The sequence below is a fragment of the Bacillus sp. FSL R5-0585 genome (assembly GCF_038004545.1).
GTDB lineage: Bacteria > Bacillota > Bacilli > Bacillales > Bacillaceae_G > Bacillus_A > Bacillus_A cereus.
In genome coordinates this window covers 1,436,920-1,458,794 of the sequence record NZ_JBBORJ010000001.1, presented here as the reverse complement: position 1 = coordinate 1,458,794, position 21,875 = coordinate 1,436,920, and the positions used below count along the sequence as shown (strand labels likewise).

Sequence of the window (21,875 nt, the reverse complement as noted above, 5' to 3'; positions counted from 1 at the left end):
CTTTTATTATTATTTTCGAATTTGCCCATTTCCACGAATCACATATTTTGTAGAAGTTAATGCTGGAAGCCCCATTGGTCCTCTTACGTGTAACTTTTGTGTACTGATACCAATTTCCGCTCCGAATCCAAATTCGGATCCATCTGTAAAACGAGTCGATGCATTATGATAAAGTGCCGCGGCATCTACAGAAGTAAAAAACTTGCTGACGTTTTCCTCGTTTTCAGTAATAATCGCTTCAGAATGCATAGATCCATACGTATTTATATGATGAATCGCTTCTTCAACAGTGGAAACCACTTTCACTGCTAGTGTGAGACATAAAAACTCAGTTTCCCAGTCTTCTTCTGTCGCAAGTAAGATAGAAGGATCAATCGCCACTGCTTTATTATCACCACGTAGCTCCACTCCTCTTTCCTTCAAGGAAGAAAACAACTCGCTACCATATTGCTCTGCCCAATTCTCATGAAGTACAATCGTCTCAATTGCATTACATACAGATGGACGCTGCGTTTTTGCATTTATAATAATATTAAACGCCATTTGTTTATCTGCTGTTTCATCAATGAATATATGACAATTTCCCGCACCTGTTTCAAGTACTGGAACAGACGCTTCTCTCACTACTGTATCAATTAATTGTTTACCGCCTCTTGGTATAAGAACATCCAAGTACTCGTTCAATGTAAACAACTGTTTTGCACTATCTCTCGTTGTATCTTCTATGAGCTGTACACTTTCTAAAGGCAAGCTAGTTTGCTTAAGCGCCCGGTGAATAACGCTAACGATAGCTTTGTTAGAATGTATAGCAGAAGAACTACCACGTAGTATTACTGCGTTTCCTGTTTTTAAACAAATTGTAGCAGCATCAACAGTTACATTCGGTCTTGCCTCATAAATCATTCCGACAACACCAAGTGGTACGCGCATCTCCTGAATAGATAGTCCATTTGGTCGTTCCCATGCACTTACACATTCTCCAATAGGATCACGTAATTCAATTAACTGCTTAATACCCTCTGTCATATCAACAATTCGCTGTTCATTCAGCAAAAGGCGATCAAGGAGTGAATCAGAAAATCCTTTTGCCTTACCTTCTTCAATATCCCTCTTGTTTTCTTCTAAAATATAAGCTGTTTCTAATATTAACTGATCAGCTATTGCGGAAAGTGCTTCGTTTTTTTGCTCTGTAGATTTAAGCACAAGCTCTCTAGCAACCTCTTTTGCTTTTATCCCCTTTGCCAACACTTCATTCATTTTTATTTCCTCCTTTTTAAAGTGAAACCCAATGATCCCTATGGATGACTTCATAACTATGTCTCTCGCCTCTTACTTGAATATCTTGGCTTTGCATACCTTTTACATCTCTTAGTTCCTCTGCACTATATGTGCATTGTCCTTTTCCTATTACGCGCCCTTGTTGCGTTACAACCTCTACAACTTCACCTACTTGGAAAAATCCTGATACATTCGTAACACCAGCTGGAAGTAAACTCTTACCATGCTGAATGATGGCAGTAGCTGCCCCAGCATCTACTTCAATTTGTCCGCTAACAAGCGAATGCAAGGCAATCCATTGCTTGTTCATCTTCATTTCTTTTTGAGGAGCATTACCGACATACGTTCCATCACCCTTACCCTTCAAAACATCTACAAACTTTTCCTGTCCACGTCCTGTTCCGATAAATACACTCACACCAAGAGAGAGCGCTGTCTTTGCAGCATCGATTTTTGATTTCATACCGCCAGTCCCAAGTTTTGAGCCAGCATCTCCTGCAAGAGAAGAAATTTCTTCCGTAACTTCAGGAAGAAAATAATATTTTTTTGCATCCGCATTTTTCTGAGGATTTTTGTCATATAACCCGTTCACATCCGTAAAGATTATAAGCATATCCGCCGAAACAAGCCCGCTTACTAAAGCTGACAGCATATCATTATCACCGAACGTCAGCTCCTCTAAAGAGATGGAATCATTTTCATTAATAATTGGAAGAGCGGAGCGGTTTAATAATTCTCCTAACGTAGCGTAAGCATTACTATATTGTTCTTTTCTAGAAAAATCACTTCTCGTCAGCAAAAGTTGCGCAGTAACGATGCCATATTTACGGAATTCCTCCGTGTACGCCTGCATTAACAAACTTTGTCCGACAGCTGCTGCAGCCTGTTTCCCTTTAATCGTTACAGGTCTGCTAGGATATCCTAGCGCTGAAAAACCTGCAGCGACGGCTCCAGATGTAATTAACACAACCTCGTGCCCATCTTCTTTCAACCGAGCCAATGCGGCAACGTGATCTGAAAGCTGTTCTGTAGAGATGCCTCCGTGACTATCTGCCAAGGAACTACTCCCAATCTTTACAACAACTCGTTGTTTTTTCACTTTTTTATCCCCCAAGTCTAAAATCAAAGTTTTTTATAAATTACACTTCATTCACTTTGTAACTATATCTATTCTCATCAATGCTGCAATGAAGTATTTAAGAGCAAAATAAAAATGACCGCTTCGCCCTTAATAAAATAAAAAGGACGAAACGGTCATTGTTCCGCGGTACCACCTTAATTGATATACATAGATATCCACTTGGTGCCTATAACGCAGGCGAACGCCTAAACTTTCATTTAAGACTCAGGGATAGGTTCGATATATTCTATACGAGGAATCTTTCAGCCGGTGAATTCCACTCTCTTTCGCAAGAAGACATATGTACTAGTTCCCTTCAACGATTTTCAATCTAATTTTTTTATATTATGCGATATAGTTCGATTCGGTGTCAAGAGGTATTTTTTAAAATAAATAGAGCCGCAAGTTATTTGTATGAAATTATCGCCCTACTGAATGAAAATACAAAATGATATAAGTTTAACTCATATTCATAAACATAAAACCTTACATTATAGTGTATATATTTACATAATGTCGAATATAATTAATTTTTATCTTTTAGTGTTGCAAAAAGGAATATATTCTCTTAGAATGTTTCTTTATATTGCACAGGGATGTTATTCTTATTCTAAGAAAATAATATCAAACCGATATAATTGATTGTAAAAGGAGCAAGATTGAGTTATTATGGATAAACAAATTGGATTCATCGGTTGCGGAAATATGGGAATGGCTATGATTGGCGGAATGATAAACAAAAATATAGTGTCTTCAAATCAAATTATTTGTTCAGATTTAAACACTGCTAATTTAAAAAATGCTAGTGAAAAATATGGGCTAACTACAACTACCGACAACAATGAAGTAGCGAAAAATGCTGATATTTTAATTTTATCAATCAAACCAGACCTATACGCGTCAATAATTAATGAAATAAAAGAAATAATCAAAAACGATGCTATCATCGTTACGATCGCTGCTGGGAAAAGTATTGAAAGTACTGAAAATGCCTTTAATAAAAAAGTAAAGGTTGTAAGGGTAATGCCTAATACTCCTGCTCTTGTTGGAGAAGGAATGTCTGCATTATGCCCGAATGAAATGATGACAGAAAAAGATTTAGAAGATGTACTAAACATTTTCAATAGTTTTGGTCAAACAGAGATCGTAAGTGAAAAATTAATGGATGTTGTCACATCCGTAAGTGGTTCTTCACCAGCTTATGTATATATGATTATAGAAGCGATGGCAGATGCTGCTGTACTAGATGGTATGCCAAGAAATCAAGCATATAAATTCGCTGCTCAAGCTGTGTTAGGCTCTGCAAAAATGGTACTAGAAACAGGAATACATCCAGGTGAATTGAAAGATATGGTTTGTTCTCCTGGCGGAACGACAATAGAAGCTGTAGCAACATTAGAGGAAAAAGGACTGAGAACAGCGATTATTTCAGCTATGCAGCGTTGTACGCAAAAGTCTGTTGAACTATCTGGTCAAACTAAAAAGTAAAACTGTAAAAGAGATCGCGTTAGCTATGAATTCATATGAATTTAATTAGAAATTCACTACATGATAAACGGCCAAACTCATATATACTTGAGTTTGGCCGTTTCAGTTTTAATTATATTAAAATAATTTCATTCAAATCTTCTTTACAGGTTCTGTTTTATCCCTTACCTATTCCCTACTATGATTGTGTAATTTTATTAGAAACTAATAATTTTTCAATGCATTTCGGTAACATATCTAATAGCGTTTCAAATGCGTAGTTTACATCTAGACGTTCTGTCCATTGATGTGCATCTTTTCCTACCGGACCCATATTTAATACTGGAACATCAAACTCTTCTAATTCCTGAAGCGGAATTGAATAACCTTTATCCCATAATGGCATATTGTCTACAAGCGAACTCATTGAATCCAGTGGATACTGCAAGCCTACATAACTTAAATCTGAAATCCCCCCAAAATAATTTTGGTTTTCAAATGTAATTTTATGATTGTAGTGTGCATACTTTTCCATTTCTACAACTACCTCTTTTATTAAAGGATTGTTGCGTGAACTCACAGCTGGATAGTACGGCGGAGCGAAGAAAAGTACAATCATCGGTGCCTTTTCTTTACATAAAATCGCTAATTTATCTACTAAATCAATCGTTACCGCACGATCATCTTTATCTTCTCTATTTTTTATAATATTAGATTGAATATGATTTATTTTTTCTTGTCCATGTTGCTCAATTGCATATGTGATAAGCTCTTCATAAGTTAATACATTTACTTTGAGATTAGGTGGTATAAATGGATTATATTTAGAAAAACGATATGCATGTTTTTCATACGACTCTTCTATTTTCTCTGCTACTTTCGTTACTTTTTGACGTAACAATGAAACTACATCTGTCATTGATTTTTCTAATAAAAACAAATTAAATAATGTAACTGCACGATGCGGAATTTGTACAGAATAATCCTCTTTTAAGTCCCTTTGAAGTAAGTTAGTTGGCGGAGGACTCGCTTCCCCTTCTACAATGTCACAAAGGTCTGTGTTTAACTCTAATTCTGCTGTTATTAATGAGGCCATATAACTCCCATTTAACCCTGCAAAAGGTTCACCTACATGTGTCTCTTTTCCGTAGCAAAGAAAACCAGGTAACACTTTACCAATAGAGCCAGTGTAAATATACTTATTTTGGTCACCAGGATGTCTTGAAAACATAGGCTCTGAGTTTAAGACCGTTTTATAATCTAAGTTATGCTCTCTTGCTAAATCTAACAGTCTCGGAACAGCGGCCCTCATCCCTACAGAATTTACTTCTTCATCTGGTACAGCCAATAAAAGAACATTCCCATCGAATCTTCCTTCACATGCTTGTTCAATCATTGCCATTTGTAATGCGAGGCCGCATTTCATATCCATTGTTCCTCTACCAAACAGCCATTCTCCATGTTCTATATCTTCACGTACATGGTCTGGAAGTTCATCTTTATGAGAATAAAACATAGATGTTAACTTTTTAGGATTAAATGCATCTTCTTTCCACACTCCGTAATCTTGTACATCTACAACATCAAAGTGACTTACTAGAATTACAGTATTTTTTGTACTATCGCTTTTCTTTACTAGTGCTGTAACAAAATATCGTCCGTCCCCTGTCGGATTTTTTTGTAAATGATGCGGGTTTTCTTTGAAGTACTGTAAATCAGATAACTGTTCCACAACAAAGTCTGGCAATATTACTTCAGCTTCTGAACCGGTAATACTAGGAATTTCAACAAGACCGCTTAATAATTGAATCAATTGTTCTTTTGATTGCCACTTTGACATATAAATCCCCCTATTTTTCCGCATTATGAAAACTAATTCCAGTATATGAATAAAAAAATGACGACAGCTATCAAAATTATAGTTCTGATGTACTGCCGATTTTTATTGATATTTCATGAGCCGCTTGTTTTACCTTGCTAATAAGAAAAGATAGTCGATCATCATTAATACGATGACTAATTAACCCAACACTTAATGCTCCTACTACTTTATGATTAAATCCGATAATAGGTGCAGCTACTGAAGCTGTCCCTTCTGTTTTTTCACCATAACTGACAGCATATCCTTCATTTTTTATTTGCTTTATTTGATTAAGAAGAATTTGCTTTTGTTCTGGTAATGAAGAAAGTAAATACTCTACAATATGTTCCATTTCATTCGTTTTCATATTGGCAAGCATCGTTTTATTTGCGGCACCAATTGAAAGTGGAATTTGTTCCCCTAGATTATCGATAACTCGAATTTTTAAAGGACTATCAATTCTTTCAATGATAATAGAATGTGTTCCGTTTGGAATATTTAAATAGACACTTTCCTCCACTTCAGCAGCTAAACGTTTCATCACTTCTCTTGCAACAGATCTGTAGTCTACCTTCTCCAATTGACGTAACCCTATTTCCATCCACATTGGTCCAATTTTGTACTGTTTTGTCTCTGAAATTTGTGTAACTAACCCATGCTCCATTAAAGAGTTAAGTAATCTATGTACTGTACTAACCGGGAGATGTGTTCCATCAGCTATATCAGAAATAGCCCAATACTCTTTTTCATTTGTAGAATTCAATAATTTAATAATACTTATCGCTCGATCAATGGACTGTACCATAACTCGCCTCAACTTTACTCGTAATATGTTAGTATGCTTAATTAACTATCAATTTAGCAAACATTCAAAATGAAATCAATCTATTTATTTAATTTTCTAACAATAAAAAACGTATCACTAACAAAGAATTGAAAACGCAAACAAAAAATTATTGACTTTTCTTTTTAATTATCTGAAAATTATAACAAGATTTCACATCACGGAATACATTCCATAATACGGAAAAACATCAAACTTTATTCTATCAACTATGAAAGTGAGGAAAACAATGGCGCAAGTAAGCAATACAAACAATGAATTAAAACGGACGATGAAAAGTAGACACTTATTCATGATTGCACTCGGTGGTGTGATTGGAACGGGGTTATTTAACGGATCTGGCTTTATTATAAGTCAAGCTGGACCTGGCGGATCCGTACTTGCCTTTATGGCCGGTGGATTATTAATGTATTTCGTTATGCTATGTCTTGGTGAACTTGCTGTAGCCATGCCTGTTTCAGGTTCTTTCCAAGAATATGCCACTAAGTTCATCAATCCTGCAACTGGCTTTACAATCGGATGGTTGTATTGGTTAAGCTGGGCGAATACGACCGGTCTTGAATTTACAACTGCCGGCATTACAATGCAGCGCTGGTTTCCTGATATTCCTGTTTGGGTTTGGTGTTTAATATTTGGCGTTACAATCTTCACTATTAACGCATTATCTGCTCGTAGTTATGCAGAAACAGAATTTTGGTTTTCAAGTATAAAAGTATCTGCCATTATCGCTTTCATTATTCTTGGCGGCGCCGCTATGTTCGGTTTTATTGATTTAAAAGGTGACGAACCCGCTCCGCTATTATCAAATTTCGTAAATCATGGTGGTTTATTCCCAAATGGACTTGCCGCTATTCTTTTAACAATGGTTACAGTCAACTATTCCTTCCAAGGTACAGAACTTGTCGGAATCGCAGCAGGTGAAAGTGAAGATCCAGCAAAAACTTTACCTCGTTCTATTAGAAATATTATATGGCGCACGATGTTTTTCTTCGTCTTAGCAATCTTTGTTCTTGTTGCTTTAATTCCTTGGGAAGAAGCTGGATTAACAAAGAGCCCATTCGTTGCTGTTTTTGATAATATCGGTATTCCATATGCAGCTGATATTATGAACTTTGTTATTCTTACTGCTGTTCTTTCTGTTGCAAACTCAGGACTATACGCTGCTACTCGAATGCTTTGGTCTTTATCAAAAAACGAAATGGCTCCAGCATTTTTAAAGAAATTATCATCACGTGGGATTCCTCTCAACGCTTTAATCATGACAATAGCTATTTCTGCTTTTTCTCTTTTGACAAGTGTAGTAGCTGCTGAAACGGTTTACTTATGGTTAATTTCCATTTCTGGAGTCATAACAATTATTGTTTGGATGTCAATTTGTGTTTCTCAATTCTTTTTCCGCAAACACTATTTAGCTGAAGGTGGAAAATTAGACGACTTGAAGTTCAGAACTCCACTCTATCCCCTGGTACCAATTCTTGGTTTTGGATTGTATGGCATTATATTAGTAAGTCTTATCTTTATCCCAGATCAAAGACTAGGCATTTATTGTACTGTACCATTTATCATCTTTTGCTATACCTACTATCACTTTAAAGTTAAGAAAAGAATTGCAACTAACACTCAAAGTGAAACTAAAATTAGCGAAACTTCGTAATATTGTACGATACAAAAAAGACAACACGTGGCGTTTCACTTCATGTGTTGTCTTTTTTTATTATTTAAATATGAGTTCACCTGAATTTAATGAATTTTTCTCTTCTCCTACAAAAGTAGTAAAATTTTCATTTGAACTTGCTACCTCAGTTGGATTTATCGTATTTTAATTTCGATATAATAATAAATAGGTATATCAGATATAGCTGTACATTATTAGAATTACATTCATTACTCAACTTGTAGTTACCAAGAAAGAAAGGAATGATCATAATGATACAGAACATATACGAGACTCATTTACATGTAAGAAATTTAGAAAAAGCGATAAATTTCTATCAAAACAAGTTAGGATTAACGTTAGCAAGAAAACTCTCCAAAAGAAGAGTGGCTTTCTTTTGGGTCGGAGAAAATAAAAAACAAATGCTTGGACTATGGGAAGTAAATAATATCGAAGACTTTGAGCTGAGACATTTTGCTTTTGGTGTAAATTTAGAGTTTTTAATGACTTCTAAAGCGTGGTTAGAGGAGCGTGGAATAGAAGTGATAGGAAGTCAAGGAAAAGGAAATCAAGAGCCAATTGTCCAAAGGTGGATGCCCGCTGCAAGTGTATACTTTCTAGATTGTGATAGAAATAAATTAGAATTCATTTCTATGTTACATGACAATCCAGATGAATTAGAATATGCATCCTATTTAAGTGTATGGAATGCGGAACACCAAGAAAAATGAATGAAATTTCCGTTCAAGTCTTTTCTAATTTTTAGATATACTGTTGTACGATCCCCCTTTTGCTATTAATTTTCGTCGGATTTATGAACAGTTATCGTAATGGAAAATTCATGATAACTCCAATTGTCAACATAATGCATTTATTGTCATCTTGTATTTGTACTTACGTACTAGCAATTCCTAATCTGCTTCCATTACAATTTGAAACATTTAATTTTTCTTCTTATCTGGCATCTAATCTTTAAACAAAAACTCCCCTTAAATCGAAAATGATTAAGGGGAATTTTATATACGATGCAATTATAGTTCAGATTTCACCCGAACAGAAACATTGTTTTTAATTATATTTTTGACATCTTTAAAGCTAACAAAATTGTTACTTTTCTCATCCCAAAGACGGAAACGGAGTGAACGCAAGCTTGTAGCAAGCGTAATTGTTGGTACATTTTTTAAAGGAAGGGTATTGTTGTGTGCCTCTTCTAGTTTATAGTTAGGTACTCTTGGACTTAAATGGTGAACATGATGAAATCCAATATTACCCGTTAGAAATTGCAAAATTTTTGGAAGTTTATAAAAAGAACTTCCCTCCACTGCGGCTTTCACATATTCCCATTCTTTATCTTCTTCAAAATAAGAATCCTCGAATGTGTGCTGTACGTAAAACAGCCAAATTCCTATTGAACCTGCTATTAAAAATATAGAACCATGTACTAAAAGAAACGATTGCCATCCAATTGCCCAGCAAAGCATTCCTACAATAGCAACGATTAAAATATTCGTTAAATAAGTGTTCATACGTTCTTTTTTTCTAGCACCTTTTCGGTTAAATCTATTTTTAAGTAAGAAAACATAAATCGGGCCTAACCCAAACATAACGAATGGATTGCGATATAAACGATATGCTAAACGGAGTCTAAATGGTGCTGCTACATATTCATCTACTGTAAGCGTCCAAATATCCCCTGTACCCCTCTTATCCAAATTACCACTCGTAGCGTGGTGAATAGAATGCTCATGCCCCCACTGATCAAATGGGAATAATGTTAAAACACCCATACACGTTCCAACTATTCTATTTGCACGTCGACTTTTAAAGAATGAATAATGGGTACAATCATGAAAAATAATGAAAATCCTTGTCATAAATCCAGCGGCTAACAGTGCTGGAACTAATGTTAACCAATAAGAAACTGACAAACTTTTATAAGCAAGGTACCATAAAATAATAAATGGCACGATTGTGTTGATCAGTTGCCAAACACTTTTTTTAATCGTTGATTTTTCAAAAGGAGCAACTTGTTTTTTTAAATTTTTAGTATTTTCTAAGGTCATTGTTCTAATTCCTTTCCTTTTTGTTGCTAATTCATATTATAGCACACTATTAGTATCAGGTGTTAAAAGTAGCTATAATAAATATTTTATACTATGAAAATCTCTTTTTTCTTACTCATTACTTACAAATTTCTTACGTCCAAAATAGCTTCTATAATTGGACAGACGGAGCATTTTATGTATCAAAGAAACTTCATATTTTTCCAATAAGTACATAAAAAACAGCGAGTTTTTTCACAAGAAGAAAAAAGCTGCAATCAGTCAGTTTCACCGACTTATCGCAGCTTCTCTTCTTTTTACCTTATTTTATCGATGAAGCCAAACTGCACCTGCAGACTTGTCTTCAGCTTGGCCTACCACTTCAAACTTCAGTCCTAGCTTCGGTAACTTACGTCCTGCATCAGGAATAACGCTGTTGATGTATTGCTTAGAATCATCAAATTTTGCCACTCCTGGTAATCCTTTATAATCAAAGATACCGCGTGTTGGTGAATTTACTTTCCATGCTGGTGTTTGATCAAATGAGAATGCCGCATCGGCAATTTGATAACGCGTACTGCTCTTCACAGTAGGTTGTCCGTTTAATGTCCCTACAATTGCCTCTGGATGAGAATCTACTACTCCTAAGAACCCTTCACCTGGATGAACGCCTACCCAGTTATCTGTAAAGCTTTGATCCGCATACCATACAACCATTCCTGTATTAAATACTGGGCCACGTGCATATTTTAACGCAGTGTCAGAACCAGCGTAATTTCTCCACTCTACATAGTAATTATGTTTTTTCTGTTCAAATCCGTTAGACACAGTAAAGCCTTTTAACGTCATTGCAGGCTGACCTTCTGCATCATCAGAGAAAACAACTTTTCCATCTACAGTTAAGGCTGCATTATCTAACGCAAATCCTTTATAAGCTACTGCAATATCTGTTAAGTACTCAAATTGCAGTTTTACTTTTTTTCCTTTGAATTGGCTTAAATCGTATGATTTATCAACCCACTTACCATCAGTTGTATCCGCGCCGCCTTTTATATCTTTTTCGCCCATTCTATCAATGCGTGTCTTCGTTCCATCTTCTGCAATCGCATATACGTCAAGGAAATCATACTTCGCTTCAAGTTCGTAAAATGCCTTATAATCGAACTTAGCATCCTTTGCATTTGTTAAGTCAAATACTGGTGTCTCAAGTGTTGTATGAATGTCATTTCCTTTTGTACTGTAATAGAACTTCTTACCAAACGCTGATTCGATATTTTTTATATCTTTGTCCGGCAAGTTAACACGAACAATTCCAGGTCGTTTAGATTTTGTAGTACTTTGATCTACATATGTTGCAACACCGATTCCTTTGCTAAGTTTATCATAATCTACTTCAAGAATATTCGCCCAGTTCCCCTTCATATTCTTTTGGAAAAACTCTTTATTTTGTGGCGAGAAACTCGTTGGCTCTGTTCCTGCAATTTTTCCAGCCCAGCTACCACCACTCATAATAGACCATGACTCAACAGGTTCACCTTGTCCTGAGTACTTTGTATCATATTCATCTGGTAAGCCTAAATCATGGCCATACTCATGTGCAAACACACCAACTGCTCCGTCTTCAGGCTCGATTGTATAATCATATGCAGCCATCTTTCCGCCCCAGTTCGAAACAGAAGATTTCGTGCCATCAATTGCATATGGTTTTGAACCTAGTTTTGAACGATGTGACCAAATCGCATCATCTTTCAATTTACCGCCGCCAGCTTCTTGACCAACGCCAGCATGTACAACCATTAAATGATCAATAATGCCATCTGGCTCATTTTTATTTCCATCACCATCTTGATCGTATTGATCAAATTGGTCATAGTCTGCTAAATTGATTCCTTTTGCTACCGCTGCTTTTAATGCTTCTTTCACAAAATCTTTTGGTCCTAAAGGCCCCTTGTTATCATGCCCAGTACCCGCATCAGCACCATAATCTGATGCTTTTCCTGGAACAGTAAGCCATTCTGTTACAGTCCCATCAACTGTATAGCTACCACCAGATTGTTCTTCATAATATTGCTTAAATGTGTTAATTTTCGATCCATCAAATAAAGTAAATGGTTCATCACCAAATAACATTTTTTGATAATGTTCACGATTAAAGTCCTTAGAATACATGTATCCTGGCTCTTGATCAATATTGTTATGCTTAAAATCGCTAAATTCTACAAGTAAAACAAGTACTTTATCTTTTCGAACAGCTCCATTGTATTCTTCTTGCTTCGCTGATGTAGTAGGTACTTTTCCATTTAATTTCCCAGGGTTCAATGCTGCACCTTGTGCAGCTACTGGGCCTACTTCAGGCTGCTGCGCCTGTTCATTTTCCCTCATTTTTGCATCTTTTACTTTTTTCATAAAGTCAGAGGCTTCTTGCGTAAGACTATCTCCTGTTAAGATTTCTTTCCCAGGGTTTTCCCCTTTCTTTTTCTCAACATATTTTTCGACAGCCTTTGAAGTCTCAGCTTGTGATGCAGATTGATCAATTACCCCCCGTTGTTTTAGCGCTTCAGCCAAACGCTCCTCCGGTATTAAGTGCTCATCTATTGGTAGAGATGATGTTGGTGTCTCAGCATACGCTGCGTGACCTCCAAAAGCAAACGTACTACTTAGTACTGCTGCTGTTGTTAATACCGCTAATGGTTTTAATTTCTTTTTCTTTTTCAATGTATTTCCTCCCCAGTGTCTGCAAATTATCGTTTTTTGCCGATAACAACATAATATTCGTTATAATACGAATATTCAATCTTTTTCAACAAATAAAATGTTGAGAAATATTTTTTATGCAGGGTGAAATACATAAGATATAAAAACAAACAGACTCTCCTATAAATAACAGTGAACTTTTATATGTTCTTAGTTACAATCAAAATCCAGTAAATCTGGGATTCATACTTTTTTAATAAAAATAAGAATTAAATATTTTCTATACTATTTAATCTATGGATTACCATATTACTCACTATTCTCATTATTACAAGCTAATAGTGGTTCGTACATCATTATAGCGTGATTCTCTGTTACATATTGATCTTCTATTAACTGTTTCTGTTGATTATATACTTTACGTTGAATCACATTATGTCGTATATAACCGCCCCAGTATGCAGGTTGAATTGAGTGTTCTTTCTCATACACTTCATATTGATAAAGTTGCGGATAGACTGTTCTCCATTCACCAACTAAATGTTCATCTGTCATATAAAGGTGAAGTTGATACGGTTGGTCCGTTTCATTTTTAATTTGTAAATCCAAATAGTTATAGGAACAAGTCGCCCCACTCCCAAACGGTTGAGTTCGCCTAGAGTCAGGAAAGACATCAAAGCTATGACGATATCGTTCTGTTACTGTCAGTGGTGTATGTAAAGTCATCCAATATATTAAATTCGAAAGCTGACAAAGACCTCCTCCAATACCTGTTTGAAAAGATCCGTAATGTAATACCATACCTTCTACATACCCTTTTTTCCTCGTTGGCTTACCTATTAAACGCCAGTAAGAAAATGTTTCTCCCGGTCTAATGACGATACCATTTAGTTTTTTAACAGCAATTTTCAAATTAACAACCTTATTCTGTTGATACCACATATCTACATCTTTTAGCTTACGAAGTAATATCGTTCGGTGCTGAATTGCTGTACAAGGTAGCTTTTCTTGTTGGAACCTTTTTGCATATGTTTTTCCGTCTGCCAACCACTGAATGTACCTCTTTGTAGAGTAATACCACTTCCCTAGCATAATGCGATACTTAGACCGCTGTTTAGGACGTAAGTGCACTATATTCATTTTATTCCCTCTCTCTTTCTTCAAGTAAATTCTAATATATTTCTAATTCAATAAACTACAGTTTTCTTAGCTGCATAATAATTTCCGCAAAAAAACAATAAATTTACTCTAGTGGAGATTTTATTTTGATGATTGCTTTATAATTATATAAAACTGAGCTTCAATACAATAAATTGAAATAAACATATTATAAATATAACGGATAACCTTAAATAAAAAATAATGAACATTAAAGAAATTCTAAAGTATTAATATATTTTTCGTAAATATTAATTGATAACTCATTAGACTTTACTATATGTATAACTTCTTATTCTACAAAACGAAATTTTTTAATGTAAGAAAAAAATATAATTTCCCTTTAACATTTATACAAGTCTCATATAGAAAAATTCACAAAACAATTCGAACACTTATATTTAGAATAAACACAAAAAATTGCCACCAGTTAACTTAACTGGTTGGCAATTTTTTAACGAGAATGCTTTACAAATAGTTGAATTGCTTCTTCTGGTACATAGCACTTTCCATTACTCTCTACAATAATACTTCTTAATTCATACCCTTTACCATTGATACGAATTATATTTTTGTTACCAAATAATTGTGCTTCTACTTTATTATGTTTTACTACGAATAACGGGTTTGCTCCTTCGGTTTTGTCGGCTGTTACAGTTGCACCGATTTTCTTAAAGGCTTGTTCACTCTCTAAAAATATTTTATTCGTTACTTCTTCTAAGTTAAAGCCCATCGCTTTCGCCATCGTCTTCGCAATGTCTGTATTTTGGATTAAGCCTTCTGGTTTTTGAGGTCCATAAGAATGTAAGAATACATCCTCACCTGTATGTCCTCCTGTCGTAAAGCCGATATTTGCACGATTAGCCAATAATGTAGTAAGAATTCGTCCTACATCCATTTTCTTTTTTGCCACTTTTAATTTTTCTTTTTCATCATGAGTTAGATTATCCAAACCGTATAGTTTAGCTACATCTTCTACATTTGATAAATCAGATTTCAGTTTATTTATAGTTCCTTCAAGTGTCATTTTCGCCTTTTTCAATGGATCAATGTATGTAGAAACCGGTGTAGTATTGTATCCTTTTGTCGTATTCCTATTCCCTATAGAGATGCCGCTGTTACCATGATCAGTTAAAGCGATGAGCATCGTATCCCCATCTTTCTTCGCAAATTGTAACGCCTTTGCTACCGCTTCATCAAATGCCAATACATCACTAATCATCCCAATTGGATCATTAGCATGGGCTGCCCAATCAGGCTTACTACCTTCTACGAATAAAAAGAAACCATCTTTATCTTTTGATAATGTTTGAATTGCTTTTTCTGTCATTTGAGAAAGTGTTGGTTGTTCTGGGTTTGTTGCTATACGATCCAGATCAAACGCAAGAGCATGATGTGAGAAAGAGCCCCAAATTTTATTAGATTTGGAGTTCAATAACGCATCTTTCGTTTCAACAAAATCGTATCCTTTGTTTTGAATTACCTTTACTAAATTTTCACCATCTTTTCGGATTCCATTACTTTTCATAGGTAACAGCGCCGCTTTTCCCCCGCCTAATACGACATCTATATTTTGATATACTTGCTGCTTCGCAATTACGTCAAATTGCTTGCGATTGACATGGTGAGCCGAGAATCCCGCCGGAGTAGCATGCTGAATTTCAGATGTAGCAACAATTCCAGTTGCACGACCAGTACGTTTTGCACCTTCTAATACGTTTGCGACCGGCCGTAACTTGTCCTCTTCTTTTATTGGCTCTAAGCTAGGCGAACTTACAATAGAAGGTAATACACCTACATATCCTGAATTTGATTTATTTCCAGTTGCTAATGCTGTTGCTGCTGGCGCTGAGTCTGTAATAGCTGATTCCGCCGAAAACGTACGAACTCCTCCTGTTACAATTTGATCTAACGTAAGCGGTGCCCCTTTATACCAGCGAGCCAATGTTGTCGCCGTTGAACTCGTTCCGTCCATAACCATCATAATTATATTTTTAGGCTGATGTTCTACTTTTTTCACCTTAGCTTTGGCCGCATGATAATTCATCATACTTTCCGTACTTAATACGCTTACTATTATAGCTGCCACTAATAGCAACTTTTTCATCTTCACACCATAATTCAACATGATTGTTCCTCCATAAACTTTGCACTCATTTCAATACACCTTATCTCCTTTTTCATTCCACAACCTACATATGTTTTATTAGTTCCCAATTCTCATAAAGCTAACAATAGTTACTTTCCCTTTCTTTCCTTTATTAAATATCGGTATGTATCATCTATCTTATAAAAAAGATTTAGCATTCTTTTCATTAATTACTTGTTTAACAATAAATCCTCGATCAAAAGAAATAAAAATTTATTGTTAAACAATAAATTTCGTGTTAAATTAATAAGATATTAAATAAATGAGGTGCTTTTTATGAAACAAGGATCCACACTCTTTTTAAAGACCGTTGTGATTCTGATCGGAATCCCCGTTCTTGCTATGTGCATTTTTTTAGTCCCTAAAATAGGAGCTTTCGCTGCAGAATTATATCCAGATATTGCATATATTAAATATCTTGTATTTATCAATTTATATGCAACAGCAATACCTTATTACTTCGCACTGTACCAAACATTTAAGCTTTTAAACTATATTGATAAAAATAACGCATTCTCAGAGTTATCTGTTCAAGCTTTAAAAAATATTAAGTACAGCGCATTGGCAATTAGTGTATTATATGTATTAGGTATGCCACTTTTCTATCTCGTGGCAGAGAGAGATGACGCCCCTGGCATTATTATTATCGGAATGATTATGATTTTTGCTTCAATGGTAATCGCGGTCTTTGCTGCCGTTCTCCAAAGACTATTAAAAGATGCTATAGATATAAAATCAGAAAATGATTTAACGGTCTGAGGTGAATAATATGGCAATTATTATTAATATTGATGTAATGTTAGCGAAAAGAAAAATGAGTGTAACAGAACTTTCGGAGAAGGTTGGAATTACAATGGCTAACCTTTCTATCTTGAAAAATGGAAAAGCAAAAGCAGTCCGTTTTTCAACTTTAGAAGCAATATGTAAAGCATTAGAATGCCAACCGGGGGATATTTTAGAATATCAACCTGAAGATACCGAGTAAAAAGAGTCCTTCATATGAGTAATGGGTTCAGTGTAGGAAGAGAAAAATGCTAATAACCATTAGAAATAACAAACTAAAACGCTCAGAAAATATTCTGAGCGTTTTTTATTTCCTTCTTCAACTAAAGCACCAGTTAGTGTAAAAAGCTATTTCACCATTTGTATGGCTAACTTATCTTTTAACATTGACCTATATGAATCAATTTCATATTTTGTATTATTGATTGTTTCTTTTTTCATTTTTAACATATCGAATATTTCTAATTCTAAATTCCTTCTAGCTTCAAGAACTTTTATCGCTCCTTCTACACCTGAATGGTGATGTTCTTTCCCATAGCCTTGGTTAGTGTAATAGTCGATAATTCCTGTGGACCATTCTGGAGTTCTTTCTTTTAACGCCTTCCTAAATGAAAATTCAAGATTATCTTGTTCTACATACAATAACATTGGGTTTAAATTTTCTATGATTTTTGCAACTTTCATTACATAATTTATTATTTTTTCTTTTTGTTCACCATATTTAATCATCCCAATAGTTAATGGATTTTGTATGAAACAACATTCAAAGATATAAACCTTATTGTCTTCTAGAGCGATTTCAGTAAAGTCATTCCATTTGTCAGCAATTAATTCAACATTTTTATCGAATGGTAATTCGTATATATCATTTTTTAAAATAATGTTAAATAATTCGTCCGAAAACTGGTCACCAAACTCATTTTTCATCTTTCTGTATGGTAATAAATAATTGCTTCCTTTTTTTAGAACTTTCTTAAGGAGCACTTCTTTAAAATCTCCACTGTTAGATAATAATCTATTGAACTCAAATTTATTAAAACAAGATACACCATCATAGTCGGCTGGGTGGTTCAAATTTCCCTCTAAAAATAGTTCAACTTCAATTTTATTTTGGCTTAGAATTTCATTTATTAGCTTTGCAGTGGTTGATTTTCCAAATCCAGGTAACCCTTCTACTATTATTAGTTTTGTATTCATAGTTATAAACCCCTATCTTCAAAGTATTTAACCAAGATTAAAAAAATCACTTAATCCACTACAATCACCCCTTCAAAATATGATATTTACCATTTCCTTTGAAAAAACCTTCTTAAAGTAATCTGAACGCTAGTTTAAGAACATTTTTTCACAATCTCTATAATTATTTTAACATAAATTTTCCATTTATCTTATTATTTAGAACGCTATTTAACTATATAAAAGCGCTTAAACACTGAAATAACAATAAAAAAAGGGATGCTAAATCATAAGTGATTTACATCCCTAATTTGTATGTTATTTTATATTTTCACTCCCGTAACTATACCCGTTATCATACGAAAAGGACTCTTTTTATTTCACATTACGGGGCAAAACTAATTTGACCAGTAAACAATAGGATAATTGCTATGATCCAAAATATAAAAAATGATGAGGACAGTATTAATGAAAGAATAGCAATTCCCTTCTTCTCTGTTCTTTTCGTCATTGTGATTATTGAAAGTGTGATACCTACACCTGTCAGGGCAATTGTAATATAATCTCCAACTATATTACCTGCATTGGCTATCCTTGTTGGCGTTATAAAAACGAATAGAAAACACAAAATGCCGATGAGTAAAGATACATAGCTTATTATACTGTACTTCTTTTTAGGAACTATTTCAGTTTTCATACTAACCCCACCCCTTCTATATAGCTATGAGTTCATATTAACATGAATAACCATATTTTAGTTAAAATAAACTGGCCACTTCCTTAATAAAGATGGACGATTATCCTTTAATCTCTAGTAATTATTATATACAGAAAATAAAGTGAAACTTTAATCAGTAGAGGTTTTGTTCACCCTCCACTGATTATTAGTTGAAGCAATCAGGCTGCCCGTTATTACGGAATAAAATGAAAGAGTTCTAAAAAATAAAGACTGTACCTTTAAAATAAAAGATTCAGTCTTTATTAATAACTTTTTTTATAAAGAAAACTCTCTATCACTCACTATCTTAAAAAACTCCGAGTAATGTGATAAAGAATAATCCGCTACATCACAATTACCTTGAAACATACATGTTGAAATACCTAATTCTTTTGCAGGTAATAAATCTAATTCTCTATCTCCAATAGCTAAATCAATATTATGCTTTTTATGTAAATGATTATAAGCTAAAGAGTTGGGCTTTCGGGGAAAGCCATCGTCAATTGTAACCATATCTACAAAGTATTCTTCCCAGCCGTAATATTTTAAAATGTCCATAACCCCTGCCCTATGTTTATGGGTCATAATCACATTTTTATCTGCAAATTTCAAAACCTCTTCGACACCTGCAAAAGGTTTCATATCTTTTGGCGTGAATTTCTCCTTCAAAACTTTAATCTTTTCTTCCTGCTCGCATGAAATATTATAATACTGAATTGCATGAGAGTATTATATTTTTAAGTTTTTGTATATTTCTTGTTTTTCTACTGAGTCACCTAATATTTCAGAAAGCATCATTGTATATGCAGGATACGTATCAAATAACGTCCCATCAAAATCCCATAAAATATTCATTCTATTCACCTTCTATTTTCTAATCATTCAATGACTAAATCCGCCCTATCCCTCGGCAATTCCGTTTCTAAGTAATAATCCTCTGCTTTCCAATACCTATTTTCAAATTTTGAAAGGTTTTTCTGTGTCTCCTCACTCTCACGTAGAAACCTTGTCTCTCTTGGACAGTCCAAATAGACCATATAATGAAAGAAATCTCTCCATTCTTTTCGCTGCAGAAAAACTCCTTCAATAACAATTACCCCTACAATAGGAATCTGTACTTTTTCCATTTCACATATATCTGTTTCTCCATGAAAGAAAGGTAATTTCAATTTTGTTTCATGTTGTAGCTTTTGAAAAAATTTCTGCCTTAACCATTCAATGTCCCATTGTAAATAATAATACTCGTACCATTCTTCATATCCAGTATGATATCGTTTATTACGCTCCACTATGTGATCATCAATATGGAAAATATGAAACGGAATGCCTTCTTGTTTCATATTTTCTTTTAAATTTGCTACGAATGTTGTTTTTCCAGATCGACTTAAACCATCTATACCTAAAATGAATCTATTTTCCCTATGCTTCTTCATAATCTTTATAAGTTCGTTTGTGCTCATTACTTCTTCCACTCTTCTTTTAATAAAGAATATAAAATAGTATCATGAGCAACTCCATTTTGAATCATATGTTTTCGAAGTAATCCTTCTTCTTGAAACCCTGCTTTACTTAATAATTTTTGAGAAGCTTTATTTTCTACATATACAACAGCAGCAATTCTTATAAGTTGCAATGTTTCAAACCCGTAAGCTAAAATCGCCTGTAACGCTTCCGTTGCGTACCCTTGTCCCCAATATGTATCATCTAATTCATAACCAATTTCAGCTCGTTTATGATGATTATTAATTAAATGAAATCCGCACGTTCCGATTAATTGGCCCGTCCCTTTTTTCTCGATTCCCCAGCGAAATACACTGCCCTCTTCATAACGATTTTTAAACGTTTGAATCGTTGTTTTCGCTTGCTCAATATTTTCGAAAGAATCCATTCCGAAATAACGTATAACTGATTCTTTCGAAAAATATTCAAACATCGTTTCTGCATCTAATAGTGTAAGTTCTCTTAATCGTAAACGTTCTGTTTCTAGTTTCGGAAATCCCATCTCTCTTTCTCCCTCTATTCTAATGAACTACAGATTTCAATATAATTTCCATCTGGATCAGCAATGTAGGCAATTGTTTGTCCCCACGGTTTCACAATTGGCTCCACTAAAATTTTAATACCTTGCTCTCTAAATTGCTCAATCGTTTCTTGTACATTCTCAACAACGAATCCTAATTCGAAATGCGAAGACTGTAATTCACCTGCTGTAAGCGGTAATCCTGTTAATTCTTTCACATCTTGCCGCGTATTCATCGCTAAAATGGTAGATCCAGTATTAAATTCAATATATGTACCGTGCTCTGCTTTTATAGGTAATTGTAAAATATCTTTATAGAACTTTAAACATTCCTCAAACTTTTCTACATATAAAATGATGTACTTCATTTTCAAATTCATTTTACATCCCCCTTTGTATCTATCCCTAAAATTTCGACAAAAGTCTCATAAAACCTTGTTCCTTGTAGTAATGAGCAAAAAAAATGAGGCCGATTTCTCGGCCCCCCAGCTTATTGGCATAAAACAGGAGATTTGGTTTGGACATAACCAGTTCGTACTTTTATTATATTTTATTTTTTCTGAACTTTAAATACATTAAACACCTATTTATATTGAGAAAGTTTTTTGCTTGCATAAAATTAAAGATTTTAAGAAATGATACAAATGGAGGTGTATACATATGGAACCAATGCTATGTCCAAGCTGTAAAACGAACCGTACACGCTTTAATATTCTTGAGCAACAAGTAAAACCAGTCAAAATAAATCCACAAACTGGTCAAGTAGAAGAAGAATACACAAATGAAACGATGAATGCTTTTCATATGGCCTATCAAGGACCTACTTATCGTGTCCAATGCGCTGTATGTGGGCTTGTTGAAAACCCAGAACAATTTATTAAACCTGCTCAAAATCAGTCTTTCTAATAAAA

General features: G+C 34.5%; 19 protein-coding genes, 1 pseudogene and 1 other annotated feature. Of the genes and pseudogenes, 6 read left to right on the top strand and 14 right to left on the bottom strand.

Features of this window, described 5'->3' with window-relative positions; all coding sequences use genetic code 11:
- Window positions 1-9: 9 nt before the first annotated feature.
- Together MKY38_RS07530 and proB are read right to left on the bottom strand one after the other, a co-directional pair.
- Window positions 10-1,257, bottom strand: coding sequence for a glutamate-5-semialdehyde dehydrogenase (locus MKY38_RS07530; RefSeq protein WP_341048586.1), 1,248 nt, complete (start codon window positions 1,255-1,257; stop codon window positions 10-12).
- Window positions 1,258-1,273: 16 nt separating this feature from the next.
- Entirely contained in the window at window positions 1,274-2,377 is a 1,104-nt protein-coding gene (gene proB / locus MKY38_RS07525) for a glutamate 5-kinase (protein WP_341048584.1), read from the bottom strand.
- Between the two features lie 139 nt (window positions 2,378-2,516).
- Window positions 2,517-2,727, bottom strand: a binding site (T-box leader).
- A 340-nt stretch (window positions 2,728-3,067) separates the two neighbouring features.
- Here proB and proC point away from each other — a divergent pair.
- Window positions 3,068-3,886, top strand: a complete 819-nt coding sequence (proC, locus tag MKY38_RS07520) for a pyrroline-5-carboxylate reductase (RefSeq protein ID WP_065224546.1) — start codon at window positions 3,068-3,070, stop codon at window positions 3,884-3,886.
- 178 nt (window positions 3,887-4,064) lie between these two features.
- Here the strand turns inward: proC and MKY38_RS07515 are convergent, their stop codons facing one another.
- Window positions 4,065-5,729: a M20 family metallopeptidase gene (locus MKY38_RS07515; RefSeq protein ID WP_341048581.1), complete on the bottom strand. Its 1,665-nt coding sequence runs from the start codon at window positions 5,727-5,729 to the stop codon at window positions 4,065-4,067.
- A 52-nt stretch (window positions 5,730-5,781) separates the two neighbouring features.
- Entirely contained in the window at window positions 5,782-6,531 is a 750-nt protein-coding gene (locus MKY38_RS07510) for an IclR family transcriptional regulator (RefSeq protein WP_341048579.1), read from the bottom strand.
- 268 nt (window positions 6,532-6,799) lie between these two features.
- Between MKY38_RS07510 and MKY38_RS07505 the strand changes: the two genes are divergently transcribed.
- Complete coding sequence (locus MKY38_RS07505) at window positions 6,800-8,224, top strand: amino acid permease (RefSeq protein WP_341050276.1); 1,425 nt, start codon at window positions 6,800-6,802, stop codon at window positions 8,222-8,224.
- A 272-nt stretch (window positions 8,225-8,496) separates the two neighbouring features.
- Window positions 8,497-8,955 (top strand): VOC family protein, encoded by a 459-nt coding sequence (locus tag MKY38_RS07500; protein ID WP_000615639.1) that lies wholly within the window; start codon window positions 8,497-8,499, stop codon window positions 8,953-8,955.
- 300 nt (window positions 8,956-9,255) lie between these two features.
- Here the strand turns inward: MKY38_RS07500 and MKY38_RS07495 are convergent, their stop codons facing one another.
- The 4 genes from MKY38_RS07495 to MKY38_RS07480 all read right to left on the bottom strand — a co-directional run bounded on the left by MKY38_RS07495 (window position 9,256) and on the right by MKY38_RS07480 (window position 16,246).
- Window positions 9,256-10,287: a fatty acid desaturase gene (locus MKY38_RS07495; RefSeq protein ID WP_000171499.1), complete on the bottom strand. Its 1,032-nt coding sequence runs from the start codon at window positions 10,285-10,287 to the stop codon at window positions 9,256-9,258.
- A 306-nt stretch (window positions 10,288-10,593) separates the two neighbouring features.
- The gene (locus tag MKY38_RS07490; RefSeq protein ID WP_341048577.1) at window positions 10,594-12,981 is read right to left on the bottom strand and encodes an immune inhibitor A domain-containing protein; all 2,388 of its coding nucleotides are present in this window, start codon (window positions 12,979-12,981) and stop codon (window positions 10,594-10,596) included.
- Between the two features lie 288 nt (window positions 12,982-13,269).
- On the bottom strand, window positions 13,270-14,100 hold the full coding sequence (locus MKY38_RS07485) for a VanW family protein (RefSeq protein WP_001028242.1): 831 nt from the start codon (window positions 14,098-14,100) through the stop codon (window positions 13,270-13,272).
- A gap of 472 nt (window positions 14,101-14,572) precedes the next feature.
- Window positions 14,573-16,246, bottom strand: a complete 1,674-nt coding sequence (locus tag MKY38_RS07480; protein ID WP_078385389.1) for an alkaline phosphatase — start codon at window positions 16,244-16,246, stop codon at window positions 14,573-14,575.
- 297 nt (window positions 16,247-16,543) lie between these two features.
- Here MKY38_RS07480 and MKY38_RS07475 point away from each other — a divergent pair, with 297 nt between their 5' ends.
- Both MKY38_RS07475 and MKY38_RS07470 read left to right on the top strand, forming a co-directional pair.
- A complete protein-coding gene (locus MKY38_RS07475; protein WP_000809113.1) occupies window positions 16,544-17,026 on the top strand; it encodes a DUF2975 domain-containing protein in 483 nt (160 codons plus the stop codon).
- Window positions 17,027-17,036: 10 nt separating this feature from the next.
- Entirely contained in the window at window positions 17,037-17,252 is a 216-nt protein-coding gene (locus MKY38_RS07470) for a helix-turn-helix domain-containing protein (protein ID WP_000974619.1), read from the top strand.
- A gap of 146 nt (window positions 17,253-17,398) precedes the next feature.
- On the opposite strand, the gene MKY38_RS07465 is transcribed toward MKY38_RS07470, so the two are convergent.
- The 6 genes and pseudogenes from MKY38_RS07465 to MKY38_RS07440 all read right to left on the bottom strand — a co-directional run bounded on the left by MKY38_RS07465 (window position 17,399) and on the right by MKY38_RS07440 (window position 21,344).
- Window positions 17,399-18,247 (bottom strand): hypothetical protein, encoded by an 849-nt coding sequence (locus MKY38_RS07465; protein WP_001093199.1) that lies wholly within the window; start codon window positions 18,245-18,247, stop codon window positions 17,399-17,401.
- Between the two features lie 364 nt (window positions 18,248-18,611).
- Complete coding sequence (locus MKY38_RS07460) at window positions 18,612-18,923, bottom strand: hypothetical protein (protein WP_000845561.1); 312 nt, start codon at window positions 18,921-18,923, stop codon at window positions 18,612-18,614.
- Window positions 18,924-19,220: 297 nt separating this feature from the next.
- Window positions 19,221-19,799 (bottom strand): annotated as a pseudogene (locus MKY38_RS07455) (HAD-IA family hydrolase).
- A gap of 23 nt (window positions 19,800-19,822) precedes the next feature.
- Window positions 19,823-20,404 carry a kinase gene (locus tag MKY38_RS07450; RefSeq protein WP_065224552.1) on the bottom strand — a complete coding sequence of 194 codons (582 nt, stop codon included), beginning with the start codon at window positions 20,402-20,404 and terminating at the stop codon, window positions 19,823-19,825.
- Entirely contained in the window at window positions 20,404-20,946 is a 543-nt protein-coding gene (locus tag MKY38_RS07445; RefSeq protein ID WP_065224553.1) for a GNAT family N-acetyltransferase, read from the bottom strand. The genes MKY38_RS07450 and MKY38_RS07445 overlap by 1 nt, the downstream gene beginning before the upstream one ends.
- A gap of 14 nt (window positions 20,947-20,960) precedes the next feature.
- Complete coding sequence (locus MKY38_RS07440) at window positions 20,961-21,344, bottom strand: VOC family protein (RefSeq protein ID WP_065224554.1); 384 nt, start codon at window positions 21,342-21,344, stop codon at window positions 20,961-20,963.
- Window positions 21,345-21,624: 280 nt separating this feature from the next.
- On the opposite strand from MKY38_RS07440, the gene MKY38_RS07435 reads away from it, so the two are divergent.
- Entirely contained in the window at window positions 21,625-21,870 is a 246-nt protein-coding gene (locus MKY38_RS07435) for a hypothetical protein (protein ID WP_000433602.1), read from the top strand.
- The last annotated feature ends 5 nt before the right edge of the window (window positions 21,871-21,875 follow it).

What these genes read in the sequence shown, in the direction of transcription:
- MKY38_RS07460 (WP_000845561.1), bottom strand. Translation starts at nt 18,923, where the DNA reads ATGAAAACTGAAATAGTTCCTAAAAAGAAGTACAGTATAATAAGCTAT.
- MKY38_RS07495 (WP_000171499.1), bottom strand. Translation starts at nt 10,287, where the DNA reads ATGACCTTAGAAAATACTAAAAATTTAAAAAAACAAGTTGCTCCTTTT.
- MKY38_RS07505 (WP_341050276.1), top strand. Translation starts at nt 6,800, where the DNA reads ATGGCGCAAGTAAGCAATACAAACAATGAATTAAAACGGACGATGAAA.
- MKY38_RS07440 (WP_065224554.1), bottom strand. Translation starts at nt 21,344, where the DNA reads ATGAATTTGAAAATGAAGTACATCATTTTATATGTAGAAAAGTTTGAG.
- MKY38_RS07500 (WP_000615639.1), top strand. Translation starts at nt 8,497, where the DNA reads ATGATACAGAACATATACGAGACTCATTTACATGTAAGAAATTTAGAA.
- MKY38_RS07450 (WP_065224552.1), bottom strand. Translation starts at nt 20,404, where the DNA reads ATGAGCACAAACGAACTTATAAAGATTATGAAGAAGCATAGGGAAAAT.
- MKY38_RS07475 (WP_000809113.1), top strand. Translation starts at nt 16,544, where the DNA reads ATGAAACAAGGATCCACACTCTTTTTAAAGACCGTTGTGATTCTGATC.
- MKY38_RS07485 (WP_001028242.1), bottom strand. Translation starts at nt 14,100, where the DNA reads ATGAATATAGTGCACTTACGTCCTAAACAGCGGTCTAAGTATCGCATT.
- MKY38_RS07435 (WP_000433602.1), top strand. Translation starts at nt 21,625, where the DNA reads ATGGAACCAATGCTATGTCCAAGCTGTAAAACGAACCGTACACGCTTT.
- proC (WP_065224546.1), top strand. Translation starts at nt 3,068, where the DNA reads ATGGATAAACAAATTGGATTCATCGGTTGCGGAAATATGGGAATGGCT.
- MKY38_RS07465 (WP_001093199.1), bottom strand. Translation starts at nt 18,247, where the DNA reads ATGAATACAAAACTAATAATAGTAGAAGGGTTACCTGGATTTGGAAAA.
- MKY38_RS07470 (WP_000974619.1), top strand. Translation starts at nt 17,037, where the DNA reads ATGGCAATTATTATTAATATTGATGTAATGTTAGCGAAAAGAAAAATG.
- MKY38_RS07445 (WP_065224553.1), bottom strand. Translation starts at nt 20,946, where the DNA reads ATGGGATTTCCGAAACTAGAAACAGAACGTTTACGATTAAGAGAACTT.
- MKY38_RS07515 (WP_341048581.1), bottom strand. Translation starts at nt 5,729, where the DNA reads ATGCGGAAAAATAGGGGGATTTATATGTCAAAGTGGCAATCAAAAGAA.
- MKY38_RS07530 (WP_341048586.1), bottom strand. Translation starts at nt 1,257, where the DNA reads ATGAATGAAGTGTTGGCAAAGGGGATAAAAGCAAAAGAGGTTGCTAGA.
- MKY38_RS07510 (WP_341048579.1), bottom strand. Translation starts at nt 6,531, where the DNA reads ATGGTACAGTCCATTGATCGAGCGATAAGTATTATTAAATTATTGAAT.
- MKY38_RS07480 (WP_078385389.1), bottom strand. Translation starts at nt 16,246, where the DNA reads ATGTTGAATTATGGTGTGAAGATGAAAAAGTTGCTATTAGTGGCAGCT.